This window comes from Sphingobium scionense (assembly GCF_014197035.1).
GTDB classification, from domain to species: Bacteria; Pseudomonadota; Alphaproteobacteria; order Sphingomonadales; family Sphingomonadaceae; genus Sphingobium; species Sphingobium scionense.
This window is the reverse complement of the sequence record NZ_JACIEU010000004.1, coordinates 196519-211779: the sequence shown is the minus strand read 5'-3', so window position 1 is coordinate 211779 and position 15261 is coordinate 196519. Positions and strand designations below refer to the sequence as shown.

General features: G+C 63.8%; 12 protein-coding genes and 2 tRNA genes. 7 read left to right on the top strand and 7 right to left on the bottom strand.

Annotation, left to right across the window (positions count from 1 at the left end):
- Positions 1-56: 56 nt before the first annotated feature.
- Positions 57-1472: a helix-turn-helix domain-containing protein gene (locus GGQ90_RS06060; RefSeq protein WP_188081302.1), complete on the bottom strand. Its 1416-nt coding sequence runs from the start codon at positions 1470-1472 to the stop codon at positions 57-59.
- Between the two features lie 141 nt (positions 1473-1613).
- Here GGQ90_RS06060 and GGQ90_RS06055 point away from each other — a divergent pair, with 141 nt between their 5' ends.
- The 7 genes from GGQ90_RS06055 (at position 1614) to GGQ90_RS06025 (ending at position 9970) form a co-directional block, all read left to right on the top strand.
- Positions 1614-3146, top strand: a complete 1533-nt coding sequence (locus tag GGQ90_RS06055) for an acyl-CoA carboxylase subunit beta (RefSeq protein WP_188081301.1) — start codon at positions 1614-1616, stop codon at positions 3144-3146.
- 109 nt (positions 3147-3255) lie between these two features.
- Entirely contained in the window at positions 3256-3708 is a 453-nt protein-coding gene (gene mce / locus GGQ90_RS06050) for a methylmalonyl-CoA epimerase (RefSeq protein WP_188081300.1), read from the top strand.
- Positions 3709-3820: 112 nt separating this feature from the next.
- Entirely contained in the window at positions 3821-5974 is a 2154-nt protein-coding gene (gene scpA, locus GGQ90_RS06045) for a methylmalonyl-CoA mutase (RefSeq protein ID WP_188081299.1), read from the top strand.
- Positions 5975-6988 (top strand): biotin synthase BioB, encoded by a 1014-nt coding sequence (bioB, locus tag GGQ90_RS06040; RefSeq protein WP_188081298.1) that lies wholly within the window; start codon positions 5975-5977, stop codon positions 6986-6988. It abuts the gene before it with no gap.
- Positions 6989-7067: 79 nt separating this feature from the next.
- Positions 7068-7436 (top strand): hypothetical protein, encoded by a 369-nt coding sequence (locus GGQ90_RS06035; RefSeq protein ID WP_188081297.1) that lies wholly within the window; start codon positions 7068-7070, stop codon positions 7434-7436.
- Positions 7437-7454: 18 nt separating this feature from the next.
- A complete protein-coding gene (locus tag GGQ90_RS06030) occupies positions 7455-9455 on the top strand; it encodes an acetyl-CoA carboxylase biotin carboxylase subunit (protein WP_188081296.1) in 2001 nt (666 codons plus the stop codon).
- Between the two features lie 143 nt (positions 9456-9598).
- Complete coding sequence (locus GGQ90_RS06025) at positions 9599-9970, top strand: tRNA-binding protein (protein WP_188081295.1); 372 nt, start codon at positions 9599-9601, stop codon at positions 9968-9970.
- A gap of 313 nt (positions 9971-10283) precedes the next feature.
- On the opposite strand, the gene GGQ90_RS06020 is transcribed toward GGQ90_RS06025, so the two are convergent.
- The 6 genes from GGQ90_RS06020 to mreC form a co-directional block, all read right to left on the bottom strand.
- Positions 10284-10359 (bottom strand) — tRNA-Lys (locus GGQ90_RS06020).
- 59 nt (positions 10360-10418) lie between these two features.
- Positions 10419-10494: transfer RNA gene (locus tag GGQ90_RS06015), tRNA-Lys, on the bottom strand.
- A gap of 121 nt (positions 10495-10615) precedes the next feature.
- Positions 10616-11728, bottom strand: a complete 1113-nt coding sequence (gene rodA, locus GGQ90_RS06010) for a rod shape-determining protein RodA (protein ID WP_188081294.1) — start codon at positions 11726-11728, stop codon at positions 10616-10618.
- Positions 11728-13812: a penicillin-binding protein 2 gene (gene mrdA, locus GGQ90_RS06005; protein WP_188081293.1), complete on the bottom strand. Its 2085-nt coding sequence runs from the start codon at positions 13810-13812 to the stop codon at positions 11728-11730. Before mrdA ends, rodA begins: the two co-directional genes overlap by 1 nt.
- Positions 13809-14336, bottom strand: coding sequence for a rod shape-determining protein MreD (mreD, locus tag GGQ90_RS06000; RefSeq protein WP_188081292.1), 528 nt, complete (start codon positions 14334-14336; stop codon positions 13809-13811). The genes mrdA and mreD overlap by 4 nt, the downstream gene beginning before the upstream one ends.
- Positions 14333-15253 carry a rod shape-determining protein MreC gene (gene mreC, locus GGQ90_RS05995; RefSeq protein WP_188081291.1) on the bottom strand — a complete coding sequence of 307 codons (921 nt, stop codon included), beginning with the start codon at positions 15251-15253 and terminating at the stop codon, positions 14333-14335. The genes mreD and mreC overlap by 4 nt, the downstream gene beginning before the upstream one ends.
- Positions 15254-15261 lie beyond the last annotated feature (8 nt).

Below are 15261 nucleotides of genomic sequence, written 5' to 3'. Positions count from 1 at the left end.
AGGGCGCTGCCCGAGGGGAGCGACGCCCGCCAGCGTGCTCCCCGCCGCAATCCCGCTCAGCCGATCCAGTAGGGCACGATCTGGCGATTGTCGGGGTCGACATGGATCGGGCGGTCGGCGGGTGGGAAGGCGCGCTGGTCGCAGCTCTGGCGCGAGCAGAGGCGGCAGGTGATGCCGATCGGCGTCGCAGCCCCTTCCTCCTGTAGATGCAGGCCGTCGGCATAGACGAAATTGGCCGCATGGGCGACCTCGCAGCCCAACACCACGGCAAAGCGGCGCGGGGTGCGCTGGTAGCTGCCGGACGGCTTCACCAGTCCCTTGGCCATCGAGACATAGCGCACGCCGTCCGGCGTCTCGCCAAGCTGCACGTTGATGCGGTCGGGCACGGCCACCGCCTCATGCACGTTCCACAGCGGGCAGGCGCCGCCGAAGCGGGCGAATTGCAGGCGGGTGGCGCTGTGGCGCTTGGTGATGTTGCCGGCCATGTCGACCCGGCAGAAGAAGAAGGGGATACCGCGCAGGCCCGGCCGTTGCAGCGTGGACAGGCGGTGGCAGGCCTGTTCGAAGCTGACGCCGAAGGTGCGGGCCAGCCGGTCGATATCATGGCGCATCGCCCGTGCCGCCTCGCGAAATGCGGCGTAGGGCATCAGCAGCGCGCCGGCAGCATAATTGCCAAGGCCGATCGCCAGCAGCCGGTCGGCGCCTGTAACGGGCAGGCCGGCCTTGCGGACGACATCGGCGATCACTGCCTGTCCCTCTAGCATCATCAACTGGTGGGCGAGCATGAACTTGCGGCTTTCGGTCGGCAGGGCGGCATTGACGAACAGCCGCTTGTCGGCGGCGCTATAGGCGCGCAGCGCGCTATCGGGCGTCTCGGCGATCAGCGTTTCGATACCGTGACGGCGGGCCAGCGCCTCGACCAGCATGCCCTCGTCCAGCGTCTGGCCCTGGGTGAAGCTTTCCGCCATTTCCTCGGCCAGGCAGTCAATGGCGTGGACATAATTGCCGGCCTCGTGAAACCAGTCGCGCGCCGCTTCCCAGGGCAGACGGGCCTGCACCTCATGATCGTTGGCGATCGCCTCCTCGATCATGTTGATCCGCTCATTGGCGCGCATATGGGCGTTGTAGAGATCGACATAGCGGGCGGCGAATTCGGGAAATTGCAGGTGCAGCTTCTCGATCCGTTCCGGCTCCAGCGCCGGGCCGGGCAGTTCGGGATGGGACAGGGCAAAGGCGAAGGCGCCGAGCAGTTGCTCATCCTCGCGGCTGTCGAAACTGGCCCAGTCGGTAGGGAAGGCGTTGGCGAGCGCGGCCTTGACCTTGGCGGTCAGCGGGCGATCGTCATTTTCCATTTGGCTGAGATAGGATACGGATATGCCCAGCGCCTGCGCCATCGTCGCCTGGTCCATGCGATGGTCCAGGCGCAGCTGGCGCAGGCGTGGACCTGCGAAGATACGGTTGCCGCGTGCCATAATCCTTACCCTAATTTGCGAAGTCGCGATTTGCAAATTGGCAAATTTACATTTGCGAACTTTGCATGGGGCTGCGTAGGGATTGGGGCAGGGTGGCGTCAGCCAAGCTATTGGCGCCACGGATTTGGAGAGAAGCCTTTCATGTCGAAGCTCGCCATCATCGAACAGCTGGAAGCCAAGCGCGAAGGCGCCCGCATGGGTGGCGGCCAGCGCCGCATCGACGCGCAGCATGGAAAGGGCAAGCTGACCGCGCGCGAGCGGCTGGACGTGCTGCTGGACGAGGACAGCTTTGAAGAGCTGGACATGTATGTCGAGCATAATTGCATCGATTTCGGCATGGACGAACAGCATATTCCGGGCGACGGCGTCGTCACCGGATCGGGCACGATCAACGGCCGGCTCGTCTATGTCTTCAGCCAGGATTTTACCGTCTATGGCGGCGCGGTGTCGGAACGGCACGCGATGAAGATCTGCAAGATCATGGATATGGCGCTTAAAGTGGGCGCGCCGGTGATCGGCCTCAACGACAGCGGCGGCGCACGCATCCAGGAGGGTGTCGCTTCGCTCGCCGGCTATGCCGAGATTTTCCAGCGCAATGTGCTGGCGTCGGGCGTGGTGCCGCAGATCAGCGTCATCATGGGGCCGTGCGCGGGCGGCGCAGTCTATTCGCCGGCGATGACCGACTTCATCTTCATGGTGAAGGACAGCAGCTTCATGTTCGTGACCGGGCCTGACGTGGTCAAGACCGTCACCAACGAAGTGGTGACGCAGGAGGAACTGGGCGGCGCGATCACCCACACGACCAAGTCGGGCGTGGCGGACGTGGCGTTCGAGAATGATATCGAGGCGCTGCTGGCGGTGCGCGATTTCGTCGACTTCCTGCCCGCGTCCAACAAGGAGCCGGTGCCCGAGCGGCCGAGCGCCGACCCGTGGGACCGACTGGAGGACAGCCTCGATACGCTGATCCCGGCCAATGCCAACCAGCCCTATGACATGCATGAGCTGATCCGCAAGGTCGTGGACGAAGGCGACTTTTTCGAAGTGCAGCCGGCGCATGCGGGCAATATCCTGTGCGGCTTCGGCCGGATCGAGGGCAAGACCGTGGGCATCATCGCCAACCAGCCGATGGTGCTGGCCGGCGTGCTGGACATCAACTCGTCGAAGAAGGCCGGCCGCTTCGTGCGCTTCTGCGATGCGTTCGAAATCCCGATCGTCACCTTCGTCGACGTGCCAGGATTCCTGCCGGGCACCGCGCAGGAACATTCGGGCATCATCAAGCATGGCGCCAAGCTGCTGTTCGCCTATGCCGAGGCGACCGTGCCGAAGATCACCATCATCACGCGGAAGGCCTATGGCGGCGCCTATGACGTCATGTCCTCCAAGCATTTGCGCGGCGACTTGAACTATGCCTGGCCGACCGCCGAAATCGCGGTGATGGGTGCCAAGGGCGCGGTCGAGATCATCTTCCGGGGCAAGACGCCGGAGGAAATCGCGGAAAAGACCAAGGAATATGAAGACCGCTTCGCCAACCCCTTCGTGGCGGCAAGCAAGGGCTTCATCGACGAGGTGATCCAGCCCCACTCGACCCGCAAGCGGATCGCGCTGGGCCTGCGCAAGCTGCGCAACAAGGCGCTGGAGAACCCCTGGAAGAAGCACGACAATATTCCGCTGTGACGGCCCGTAGGGTCGTCATCCCAGCGCAGGCTGGGATCTCGGGCGGCTTGTCTGGTCCATTAAGGCACAAGACCCCAGCCTTCGCTGGGGTGACGAAGTAGGTGAAACCATGAAACTCGGCCGTCTCAACCATATCGGCATCGCGACGCCTTCGCTGGCGGCGAGCCTGGCCTATTATCGCGACATCATGGGCGCGACGATCACGCATGAGCCGTTCGACCTGCCGGCGCAGGGGGTGAAGGTATGCTTCGTCGATACGCCGGGCGAGAATGGCCCGAATGGACCAACCGCGGGCACGCAGATCGAGCTGATCGAGCCGCTGGGCGAGAACTCGCCCATCCATGGCTTCATCGCCAAGAACCCGGCCGGCGGGCAGCATCATATGTGCTATGAAGTGCCCGACATCATGGCGGCCAAGGCCTGGTTCGAGGGGCTGGGCAAGAAGGTGCTCGGTGAACCGCGCATCGGCGCCCATGGCACGCCGATCTTCTTCGTCCACCCCAAGGACATGAACGGGGTGCTGACCGAGATCATGGAGACGCCGAAGGACGGCGCGCATTGAATTACGTCATGCCGGACTTGATCCGGCATCCCGCTTCTTTTCAACAAGTGGGATGAAGATAGCGGGACCCCGGCTCAAGGCCGGGGTGACGAATGGGTAGGATAGGACACGCATGACCGAGAAGCCGACATTGGACCAGTGGGCCGCCGCTGCCGCCAAGGAAGTGAAGGGCAAAGATCTGAACTGGGATACCCCCGAAGGTATCGTGGTGAAGCCGCTCTACACGGCCCAGGACGTGACCGTCGATCCGGGCCTGCCGGGCTTTGCGCCGTTCACGCGCGGCGTGCGCGCGTCCATGTATGCGGGGCGCCCCTGGACCATCCGCCAATATGCGGGCTTCTCGACCGCCGAGGAATCCAACGCCTTCTACCGCCGTAACCTGGCGGCGGGGCAGAAGGGGCTATCGGTAGCCTTCGACCTCGCCACCCATCGCGGCTATGACAGCGACCATCCCCGCGTCGTCGGCGATGTCGGCAAGGCGGGCGTCGCGATCGACACGATCGAGGATATGAAGATCCTGTTCGACGGCATTCCGCTCGACAAGATGAGCGTGTCGATGACGATGAACGGCGCGGTGATCCCGATCCTCGCCTTCTTCATCGTCGCGGGCGAGGAACAGGGGGTCGAGCGCAAGCTGCTCGACGGGACCATCCAGAACGACATCCTCAAGGAGTTCATGGTCCGCAACACCTATATCTACCCGCCCGAACCCTCGATGCGGATCATCTCGGACATTTTCGGCTACACCTCGCGCGAGATGCCCAAGTTCAACAGCATCTCCATCTCCGGCTATCATATGCAGGAAGCCGGCGCGACGCAGGTGCAGGAACTGGCCTTCACCATCGCCGACGGCGCGGAATATGTCCGCTATGGCGTGGCGAGCGGCCTCGACATCGACAAGTTCGCCGGGCGTTTGAGCTTCTTCTTCGCCATCGGCATGAACTTCTTCATGGAGATCGCCAAGCTGCGCGCAGCGCGCGTGCTGTGGCATCGCGTGATGACCAAGCTTGGCGCGCAGGATGAGCGCTCCAAGATGCTGCGCACCCATTGCCAGACGTCGGGCGTGTCGCTGACCGAGCAAGACCCTTACAACAACGTCATGCGCACCACGATCGAGGCGATGGCGGCGATGCTGGGCGGCACCCAGTCGCTCCACACCAATGCGCTGGACGAGGCAATCGCGCTGCCGACGGACTTTTCCGCCCGGATAGCGCGCAATACGCAGATCGTCATCCAGGAAGAGACCGGCATGTGCAATGTCGTCGATCCGCTGGGCGGCAGCTATTATATCGAGGCGCTGACCCAGCAGCTGGTCGACGCCGCGCAGGAGATTATCGACCGCGTGGAAGCCGAAGGCGGCATGGCCAAGGCCGTGGGTGCAGGCTGGCCCAAGGCGATGATCGAGACCGCCGCCGCCGCCCGTCAGGCGCGCGTCGACCGGGGCGAGGATGTCATCGTCGGCGTCAACAAATATCGCCTGGCGAGCGAAGACCTGCTCGAAACGCTGGAGGTCGACAACACCAAGGTCCGCGAGGCGCAGATCGCCCGCATCAACCGGGTGAAGGCCGAGCGCGACGAGGATGCCTGCCAGGCTGCGCTGCAATCGCTCCGCGAGGCCGCCGCCGCGCCGCAGTCGATCGAGACCAATCTTCTCGCCCATGCCGTCGAGTGCGCCCGCGCGCGCGCCACGCTGGGCGAAATTTCCGCCGCCATGGAAGACAGCTTCAACCGCTATGGCACCCAGCCCACGCCGGTGAAGGGCGTCTATGGCGCGCCCTATAAGGATGACAGCCGCTGGAAACAGGTTCTCGACGGGGTGCAGGCCGTCGAACGGCGCCTCGGCCGCAAGCCCAAACTCCTCGTCGCCAAGATGGGGCAGGACGGGCACGACCGGGGCGCCAACATCATCGCGTCCGCCTTCGGCGACATGGGTTTCGATGTGGTGTCCGGGCCGCTGTTCCAGACGCCGGAGGAAACGGTGGTGCTCGCGCTCGACAGTGGCGTCGATGTGGTCGGCGCCTCGTCGCTGGCCGCCGGGCACAAGACGCTGATCCCGGAACTCATCAACCGGCTGCGCGATCACGGCCGTAGCGACATCAAGGTGATCGCGGGCGGTGTGATCCCGCCGCAGGATTATGACTATCTTCGTGACGCAGGGGTTCAGGGCATTTATGGGCCGGGTTCCAATGTCGTGGAGTGCGCTGCCGATGTGTTGCGCCTGCTCGGCCACAACATGCCCCCGGCGGGGCTAGAGGAAGCTGCGTAAATGAATACCCCCTGCACCCTGACCGCCCGCAACGACTGGACGCGCGAGGAAATCGCCGCGCTGTTCGACCTGCCGTTTGGCGACCTGATGTTCGAAGCGCAGTCGATCCACCGCGCCAACTTCCCGCGTAACGAGGTGCAACTGTCCACCCTGCTGTCGATCAAGACCGGCGGCTGCCCGGAGGATTGCGGCTACTGCAACCAGTCGGCCTCGGCGGAGAGCGGCCTGAAGGCCGAAAAGCTGATGAGCGTGCAGGCGGTGATGCAGGCAGCGGCGCAGGCAAAGGACGCGGGCAGCTCGCGCTTCTGCATGGGCGCGGCCTGGCGCAACCCCAAGGATCGCGACATGCCCGCCATCGTCGAGATGGTGAAGGGCGTGCGCCAGATGGGCATGGAAACCTGCATGACGCTGGGGATGCTGGACGAAAAGCAGGCCAAGACCTTGGCGGACGCAGGTCTCGATTATTACAACCATAATATCGACACTTCGCCCGAACATTATGAGAAGGTCATCACCACCCGGACCTTCGACGACCGGCTGGTGACGCTGGAAAATGTCCGCAATTCGGGCATCAACGTGTGCTCGGGCGGCATCGTCGGCATGGGCGAGGCGCGCGAGGACCGCGTCGGCTTCCTCCACGCGCTGGCTGTGTTGCCGGTCCATCCACAGAGCGTACCGATCAACGCGCTGGTCCCGGTCAAGGGCACCGTGCTGGGCAATATGCTGGCCGATACCCCGCTCGCCAAGATCGACGAGATCGAGTTCGTCCGCACGGTCGCGGTCGCGCGGATCGTGATGCCCGAAAGTATGGTGCGCCTGTCTGCGGGCCGCGAGAGCATGTCGGATAGCTGCCAGGCGCTCTGCTTCATGGCCGGCGCGAACAGCATCTTCACCGGCGACAAGCTGCTGACCACCGCCAATGCCGGCGACAATGCCGACGCGGCGCTGTTCGCGAAGCTGGGCGTCGTGCCGATGCAGGCCGAAGTGAAGGTCGAACTGGAGGCGGCTGAGTGAAATTCGCGCCCGCCTTCGTCACCCCGGATTTAATCCGGGGTCCCGCTTCTTCTTTGCCGTCGCGCGGAAAGAAAGCGGGATGCCGGATCGAGTCCGGCATGACGAAGGTGGATTGCACTTTGTGATGATATTTTCGGTCCTTCTTTTGGCTGCTGGCGGGCAGTTGCTGAACCTGCGTGATGAATGGAAATCGTGCGTCACTCAAACTGCGATTGAACTGTCCAGACGTAATGTAGGTCCAGCGATAACCGTTGAAATCGCGGAAATTGAATGCCGCGACAAATTCGATCGATGGGTAGTCGCTGAAATTGCAGACGCAAACTTGATGAACGGTATCGAGCCTGATGAAGCGAAATATATGGCTGCTTCATATGTCGCTCTCGAAGCCAGCGCTTATCGCAAAAGCGTCGAAGAAAAGATCCTAGAGCAAAGAGCTGCCAGCAAATAAAAAAGGGCAAGGACTGAAATGGCAATCACCAAGATCCTGATCGCGAACCGTGGCGAAATTGCGTGTCGTGTCATGCGCACGGCCAAGAAAATGGGCATCAAGACCGTCGCGGTCTATTCCGATGCCGACGCCCGCGCGCCGCATGTGCTGATGGCGGATGAAGCCGTCCATATCGGTCCGCCGCCCGCCGCCCAATCCTATCTGGTGGCCGACAAGATCATCGAGGCGTGTAAGGCCACCGGCGCCGATGCCGTGCATCCGGGCTATGGCTTCCTCTCCGAGCGCGAAAGCTTCCGCAAGGCGCTGGACGCCGAGGGCATCATCTTCGTCGGCCCACCCGCCAACGCCATCGCGGCCATGGGCGACAAGATCGAGTCCAAGAAGCTGGCGATGGAAGCCGGCGTCAATGTCGTGCCCGGCTATGTCGGCGTCATCGACGACACCGAACATGCCGTGAAGATCTCCAACGAGATCGGCTATCCGGTGATGATGAAGGCATCGGCCGGCGGCGGCGGCAAGGGGATGCGCCTTGCCTACTCCGAGCAGGATGTCCGCGAAGGCTTTGAGGCGACCAAGCGCGAGGGGCTGAACAGCTTCGGCGATGATCGCGTCTTCATCGAGAAGTTCATCGAAAGCCCGCGCCATATCGAAATTCAGGTGCTGGGCGACCAGCATGGCAATATCGTCTACCTGAATGAACGCGAATGTTCGATCCAGCGCCGTCATCAGAAGGTGGTCGAGGAAGCACCGTCGCACTTCGTGTCGCCGGAGATGCGCAAGAAGATGGGTGAGCAGTGCGTCGCCCTCGCGCGCGCGGTCGGCTATTTCAGCGCCGGCACGGTCGAACTGATCGTCAGCGGCGAGGACAAGACCGGCGACGGCTTCTACTTCCTGGAAATGAACACGCGGCTTCAGGTCGAACATCCCGTCACCGAGGAAATCACCGGCGTCGATCTGGTCGAGCAGATGATCCGCGTCGCCAATGGCGAGGCGCTGAGCTTCGGTCAGGCCGATGTGAAGATCAACGGCTGGTCGATCGAAAACCGCGTCTATGCCGAAGACCCCTATCGCGGCTTCCTGCCGTCGACGGGCCGCCTGATCCGCTACAATCCGCCCGAAACCGGCACGGATGAGAGCGGCGCACTGATCCGCGTGGACGACGGCGTGCAGGAAGGCGGCGAGGTGTCGATCTTCTACGACCCGATGATCGCCAAGCTCATCACCTGGGCGCCTACGCGCCTCGAAGCCATCGACAAGCAGATCGAGGCGCTCGACAAGTTCGAGATCGAGGGGCCGGGCCATAATATCGATTTCGTTTCCGCCCTGATGCAGCATGAGCGCTTCCGCTCCGGCAACATCACCACCGGCTTCATCGCCGAGGAATATCCCGAGGGCTTCCATGGCGCGCCTGCGTCACCGGAATTGCTCCAGCGCCTGTCGGCGATCGGTGCCTTCGCTGCCATGGCTCAGGCCGACCGCGCCCGCCGCATCGACGGGCAGCTTGGCAAGCGCCTCAGCCCCCCGACCGGCTGGCAGGTGAAGATCGGCGACGCAATCCATGACGTGGTGATCGACGGCGACGAGGTGACGGTCGATGGCGAAGCAATCGACATGGCGCTGGAATATACGCCGGGCGATCGCCTGATCGAGGCGGAATTTGGCGAGGAGCAGCTGGCGGTGCGGATCGCGCCGATGCGGTCGGGCTTCGTGCTAACGGCGCATGGCGCCAGCCACAAGCTGCGCATATTGCCGGCCCATGCTGCGCCCTATGCCGCGCATATGATCGAGAAAATCCCGCCAGATCTCTCCAAGTTCCTCATCTGCCCGATGCCCGGCCTGCTGGTCGCGCTCAACGTCAAGCAGGGCGACAAGGTCGAGATCGGCCAGCCGCTCGCCGTGATCGAGGCGATGAAGATGGAAAATATCCTGCGCGCCGGCAAGGCGGGCACGGTGAAGAGCGTGTCGGCCGCCCAGGGCGAGAGCCTGCCGGTGGACGCGGTGATCCTCGAACTGGAGTAAGCATTCCTCCCCGGAGCGGGGAGGGGGACCACGAAGTGGTGGAGGGGGGATGCCTCTGGACGCGGCTTTGCGTTTGCGGCACGCCCCCTCCGTCGGCTTTGCCGACACCTCCCCGCCAGCGGGGAGGAGCAGGAGACGCCCGCATGCACCTGACCCACGACCCCAGCGCCCCCGCCGTCGACCCGATCGGCTTCGACGATTTCCTCAAAGTGGATATCCGCGTCGGCACGATCGTTGCGGCCGAACCCTATCCGGAGGCGCGCAAGCCCGCCTACAAACTGCTGATCGATTTCGGCCCGGCAATCGGCCAGAAGAAATCGAGCGCTCAAATCACCGAAAACCATGCATTGGAAGACCTGCCCGGTCGCCAGGTCGCCGCCGTCGTCAATTTCCCGCCGCGCCAGATCGGCAAGTTCATGTCGGAAGTGCTGACCCTGGGCTTCGCCGACGCGGCTGGCGCCGTCATGCTGTTCGCGCCCGACAAGCCCGTGCCCAACGGATCGCGGCTCTTTTGATTTGAAGCGTTTAGCGCTCCTGTGAGCGCCATTGGGGCCTCTTTGGCCCCCTCGTCTCTCTATGTTGCCGATGTGGCTCTGGTGGGCCTTGTGCGCCGCTGCAAGCGGTTCCGCTCATTGGCTCTGATCTGTCCTGCAATGCCGTCGACATGCTAGGCAGAAAATCGAGCAGAGGAGTGGGTGCCGGAAATTTTCTTTCCCGCCGTCGCACAAAGATATCAGAATGTGCAGGAAAAGTGCGAAGTTAAGGCCGGTATCCGTTCACTCGGGCGTACTAAGCTACTGTTGGAATATCGATCACTTGGGAAGGGGATGGTGGACGCACTTGGGCTCGAACCAAGGACCCGCTGATTAAGAGTCAGCTGCTCTACCAACTGAGCTATGCGTCCACACTGGCCTATAAGCGATCCGCCGGGGGATCGACCCTGCATCAGGCCGATGCAGGATTTGGTGGACGCACTTGGGCTCGAACCAAGGACCCGCTGATTAAGAGTCAGCTGCTCTACCAACTGAGCTATGCGTCCGTTCCGATGTCGGTCAGTTTTGGTGGCTGATCGCTTCGGTGTGGGCGGGCTGTTAGCAGTCACATTTGATTCTGCAAACAGTAAATTGCGTTATCGCACAATTTTTTCTCGAGACGTCGGTTCAGGCCCAGTTGCCGACGCGTGTCGCTCGGCGGGTGGAGCGGTCGATAGACATGATGATGCCCACGCACAGCATGACCGTCAGCATCGACGATCCGCCATAGGACATGAAGGGCAGGGGTATGCCCACCACGGGGGCCAGGCCCATCACCATCATCAGGTTGATCGCCATGTAGAAGAAGATGGTGGTGGTCAGGCCCGCCGCGACCAGTCGCGCGAACTTGTCCGGCGTGCGCAGCGACACGCGGATACCCCAGCGGAACAGCAGCATGAAGGCGCCGATCAGGAATACGCCGCCGGCCATGCCCCATTCTTCCGCCATGGTGGCGAAGACGAAGTCGGTATGGCCTTCGGGCAGATATTGGAGATGGCTCTGCGTACCCTGGAGGAAGCCCTTGCCCCAGATGCCGCCCGATCCGATCGCGATCTTCGACTGGCTGATATGATAGCCCGCGCCCAGCGGATCGCTTTCCGGGTCCATGAAGATCAGGACGCGCTTCTGCTGATAATCGTGCAGGAAGCTGAAGGCGATCGGGATGATCGCGGCGACGGTGAGGCCGGAGCCGATGAACAGGCGCAGCGGCAGGCCGGCCAGGAACATGACGGTGATGCCCCCTGCCAGAATCATCGTGGCAGTGCCCAAATCCGGCTGGACCAGCACCAGCGCCCAGGGAACGCCGATCAGCACCAGCGCAGGCCAGATGGCGTTCCAGCGGCGGATTTCCCCCACTGGCAGCATTGCGTAGAAGCGGGCGACCGCCAGCACGATGATCGGCTTCATGAATTCCGACGGCTGCAATTGCATGAAGCCGAGGTTGATCCAGCGCTGGCTGCCGCCGGCAACGCCGCCGATCAGCTCGACCAGCACCAATGAAATCAGCACCGCGCCATAGGCCGGGAAGGCAAAGCGGGCGAACAGTTCCAGCGGTATGCGGCTGAGCACCAGCGCCATGACGGCGAAGATGACGAAGCGCACACCCTGGTTGATGGCCCAGGGCGTGATGCTGCCCCCTGCCGCGCTGTAGAGCACCAGGGTTCCAAAGATCGCGATCGCGCCAAGCAGGCCCAGCACGCGCCAGGGGAATTCGGTGACGGACTGGGGGATGATGCTCATTACGGAGTTCCAGGGCCGGGGGGCGCGGGGAGGTCGTTGCCGTCATCGGCCTCCGCCGGGGGGGCTGGCGGCGATGGTGGGCTGGCGGCGGGCGCGGCCGCATTGGCCGGCTCGCTGCCATTGGCCGCAGCGGCGGGTGGCGGCGCCTGCCCCTTCTCGATCGCCTTGGCCAGGCGGAAGGCGGCCATCTGCCGGGCCTGGCGTTCGGCCGGGGTGCCGCCCCAGCCCTTTTCCAGCGTCACCAGCTTCTCCATCGCCTTCTGCGGATCGAACAGATAGGACATGGTGTCGCTGGCGATCATCGGCGCATCTTCGTTGCGGATATTATGGCCGCCATGCTCGATGATGCAGGCGATGGCATAGCGGGGATTGTCGAACGGCGCGAAGCCCTGGAACAGGGCGTGATCGCGCAGCTTGAAGGGCAGGCCGGCATTGCCGCGCACCCCGCCAGCGCGTTCGGCCATGGTGATGCGCCGGACCTGCGCGGTGCCGGTCTTGCCGGCGATCAGGACATTGGGAATGCTCATGCGCGCCGCGCCGCCCGTGCCGCCGCCGTTGACCACCGCGCTCATCGCGTCGCGGATCGTCACCAGATGTTCCTCCGGCACGCCGACCAGCGCGGGTTCGGGCCGGGCTGCACCATGCAGGAAATTGGGCATCAACTGCCGCCCGGTCGCCAGCCGCGCCGCCATCACCGCCATCTGCAGCGGATTGATGAGCATATAGCCCTGGCCGATGGTCGCATTGACGGTGTCGTACACCTGCCATTTCTGGTTGTATTTCTTGAGCTTCCATGCCGGGTCTGGGACCGTGCCGTAACTCTGGCTGGGGAAGGGCAGGTCGAAGCGCTGGCCCATGCCGACGCGGCGGGCCATGCTGGCGATCCGGTCCATGCCGATCCGCTGGGCCATTTGATAGAAATAGATGTCGCAGCTCTGGGCGATGGCGCCGCGCATGTTGAGCGGGCCGTGGCCGCGCTTCTTGTGGCAATGGAACAGCGTATTGCCGACCCGGATCGCGCCGCCGCAGCTGACCGTCTCGGCCGGCGATACGCCCGCCTCCAGCAGCGCCAGCGCGACCATCGGCTTGACCGTCGATCCGGGCGGATAGAGGCCCTGCAGCACCTTGTTACGCAGCGGGACGTGATCGTCCTTCGACAGCATGTCCCATTCCAGATGGCTGATGCCATCGGAAAAGCTGTTGGGGTCGAAACTGGGCATCGATGCACAGGCCAGCACGTCGCCATTCTGACAGTCGATCACCACCACCGCGCCGCTCTGGGTGGCGAGGCGCCGGCCGGCATATTCCTGCAGGCCCGCGTCGATCGTCAGCTTGATCGGGTTGCCGGGCGTGTCGGGGCGGGTGGTCAGTTCGCGCACGATCTTGCCGCGCGCCGTGACCTCGACCCGCTTGGCCCCGGGCTTGCCGGTCAGATGTTCGTCATAGGCGCGTTCCAGCCCGTCCTTGCCGACCTTGAAGCCTGGCGTGATGAGCAGCGGATCCTTGCGCTTCTTATAATCCTCCGCCGTCGCTGCGCCGACATAGCCGAGCAGATGCCCGACTGTGGCGCCGGCGGGATAATGGCGCGAAAAGCCCTGGCTGGGCGCTACGCCCGGCAGGTCGGTCAGGCGGACGGAGACGGCGGCGAACTGGTCATAGGTCAGCTTGTCGGCGACCTGGACCGGGCGGAAGCCGGCAGACTTGTCCAGTTCCTCCTTGATCCGATCGACATCGTCGGGCTGCAATGACAGCAATTGCGCCAGATGCCGAACCGTCGCCTCGGCATCGACGATCCGCTGCGGGATCAGGTCGACGCGAAAATCGGTGCGGTTGTTGGCGAGCGGCCGGCCGTTGCGATCGATGATCCAGCCGCGCCGCGGCGGGATCAGCGTCAGGTTGACGCGATTGCTCTCCGACAGGAGCTGATATTTCTCATTTTCGGCAATGCTGATCCAGCCCATGCGGCCGACCAGCAGCGCGCCGATGGCGCCCTGCAACCCGCCGACCACCATGGCCCGGCGGCTGAAGGTGAAACTCTGGGTGGCTTCGGTGACGATCTTGCGCTTGGGCGTCGGGAATTTCATGCCATCACGCGCCAGCGGTCGATCCGGGCGCATTGCCGGACGACGAAGGGAAAGAGCAATATCGTCCAGAGCATTTGGGGCGCGACCAACAACAGTTTCACAGAACCTCCGCCGGTAATCCGCGCGAAGAATACGCCGCCGGCGAGGCAGAAGATAATCGCCATGGTCGCGATTAACCAGTCCTGACGATAGCTGCGCCAGACGAGCCGATGCTCGATCGCGTCGATCCCGATCAGCATCATGGTCCACAGGAACATGGCCGAGCCGATCGGCTGGCCGCTCATCATGTCATCGAACAGGCCGAGCGGCAGGCCGATCCAGACGCGCCACAGCTCCGGCCGCAGCAGCCGCCAGGCGAGCAGGATCAGCAGGCCGAACGGCGGCATCACCGGTGACTGGGCGATCACCGGCAACATGGTCAGCGTCGATCCCAGCATTACGGTGATCACCGGCGTTCCTGCCAGGCGCCAGCGCGAAGGGTGGCGGCCCAGGCGAGGGACGGGCGGCAGATTGCGGTCGATCATGGCGTCGCGGCGTTGCCGGCCGCCAGGCCATTGGGATCACTATTGGTTGCCGCACCCGGATCGGGGCGGGTGACGACCTGCTCGAAGGCGCGCTCGACCACCACGGCATCCACCTTGGTCGGATTGGCGAGCGGCACGCCATAGGCAATCTCGCCCTGGGTGCGAACGACGACAGCGACCGGGATGTTGGGCTGATAGATGCCGCCGATCCCCGACGTTACCAGCAGGTCGCCCGGCTTGAACGGATTGCGCCCGGCTGCGAGCGCGCGAATTTCCAGCGACCCGTCGCCGCCGCCGGTCGAGATGGCAGGGACATTGTCGTTGGCCCGGCGCACCGGCACGATATTGCTCGTGTCGGTCAGCAGCAGCACTTCGGCGGTGTTGGGCGTGGTGGTATGGACGCGGCCGATCAGCCCTTCGGCGGCGCGCACCGGCATGCCCGGACGCACGCCCTGCCAGTTGCCGGCGTTGAGGCGGGCGAAGCGGCGAGCACTGCTGGCCGAGGAGCTGATGAGGCGCGCCGACAGCAGCGCACTGCTGTCCTCGTCTACCAGCTTCAACAGCTTCTTGAGCCGTGCATTTTCCTGCGCGATGCCCTTGGCTTCGATGATACGGTTGCGATCCGCCTCGACCTGCCGACGCAGGCCGACATTCTGCGAGCCCGCCTGCCAATAGGCAGCCAGCACTTCGTCGATCGAACTGACGCCGCCCACCATGCGTTTCATGCCGGTGGACAGCGGTCGCGTGAGTTCTGCCGTGCCGGTGCGGATGGCGGCGAAGCCGGTAGGGTCGAACATCGCGACCACCACCAGCAACAGCCCGATTGCCGCCCCGGCCATCGCCACCACATAGCTGGCGAAGAGGCTATATTGCGCCTTCCGGTTGTGACCGGGGCGTCGGCTGGGTGGCCGCGCCATCGTCTATG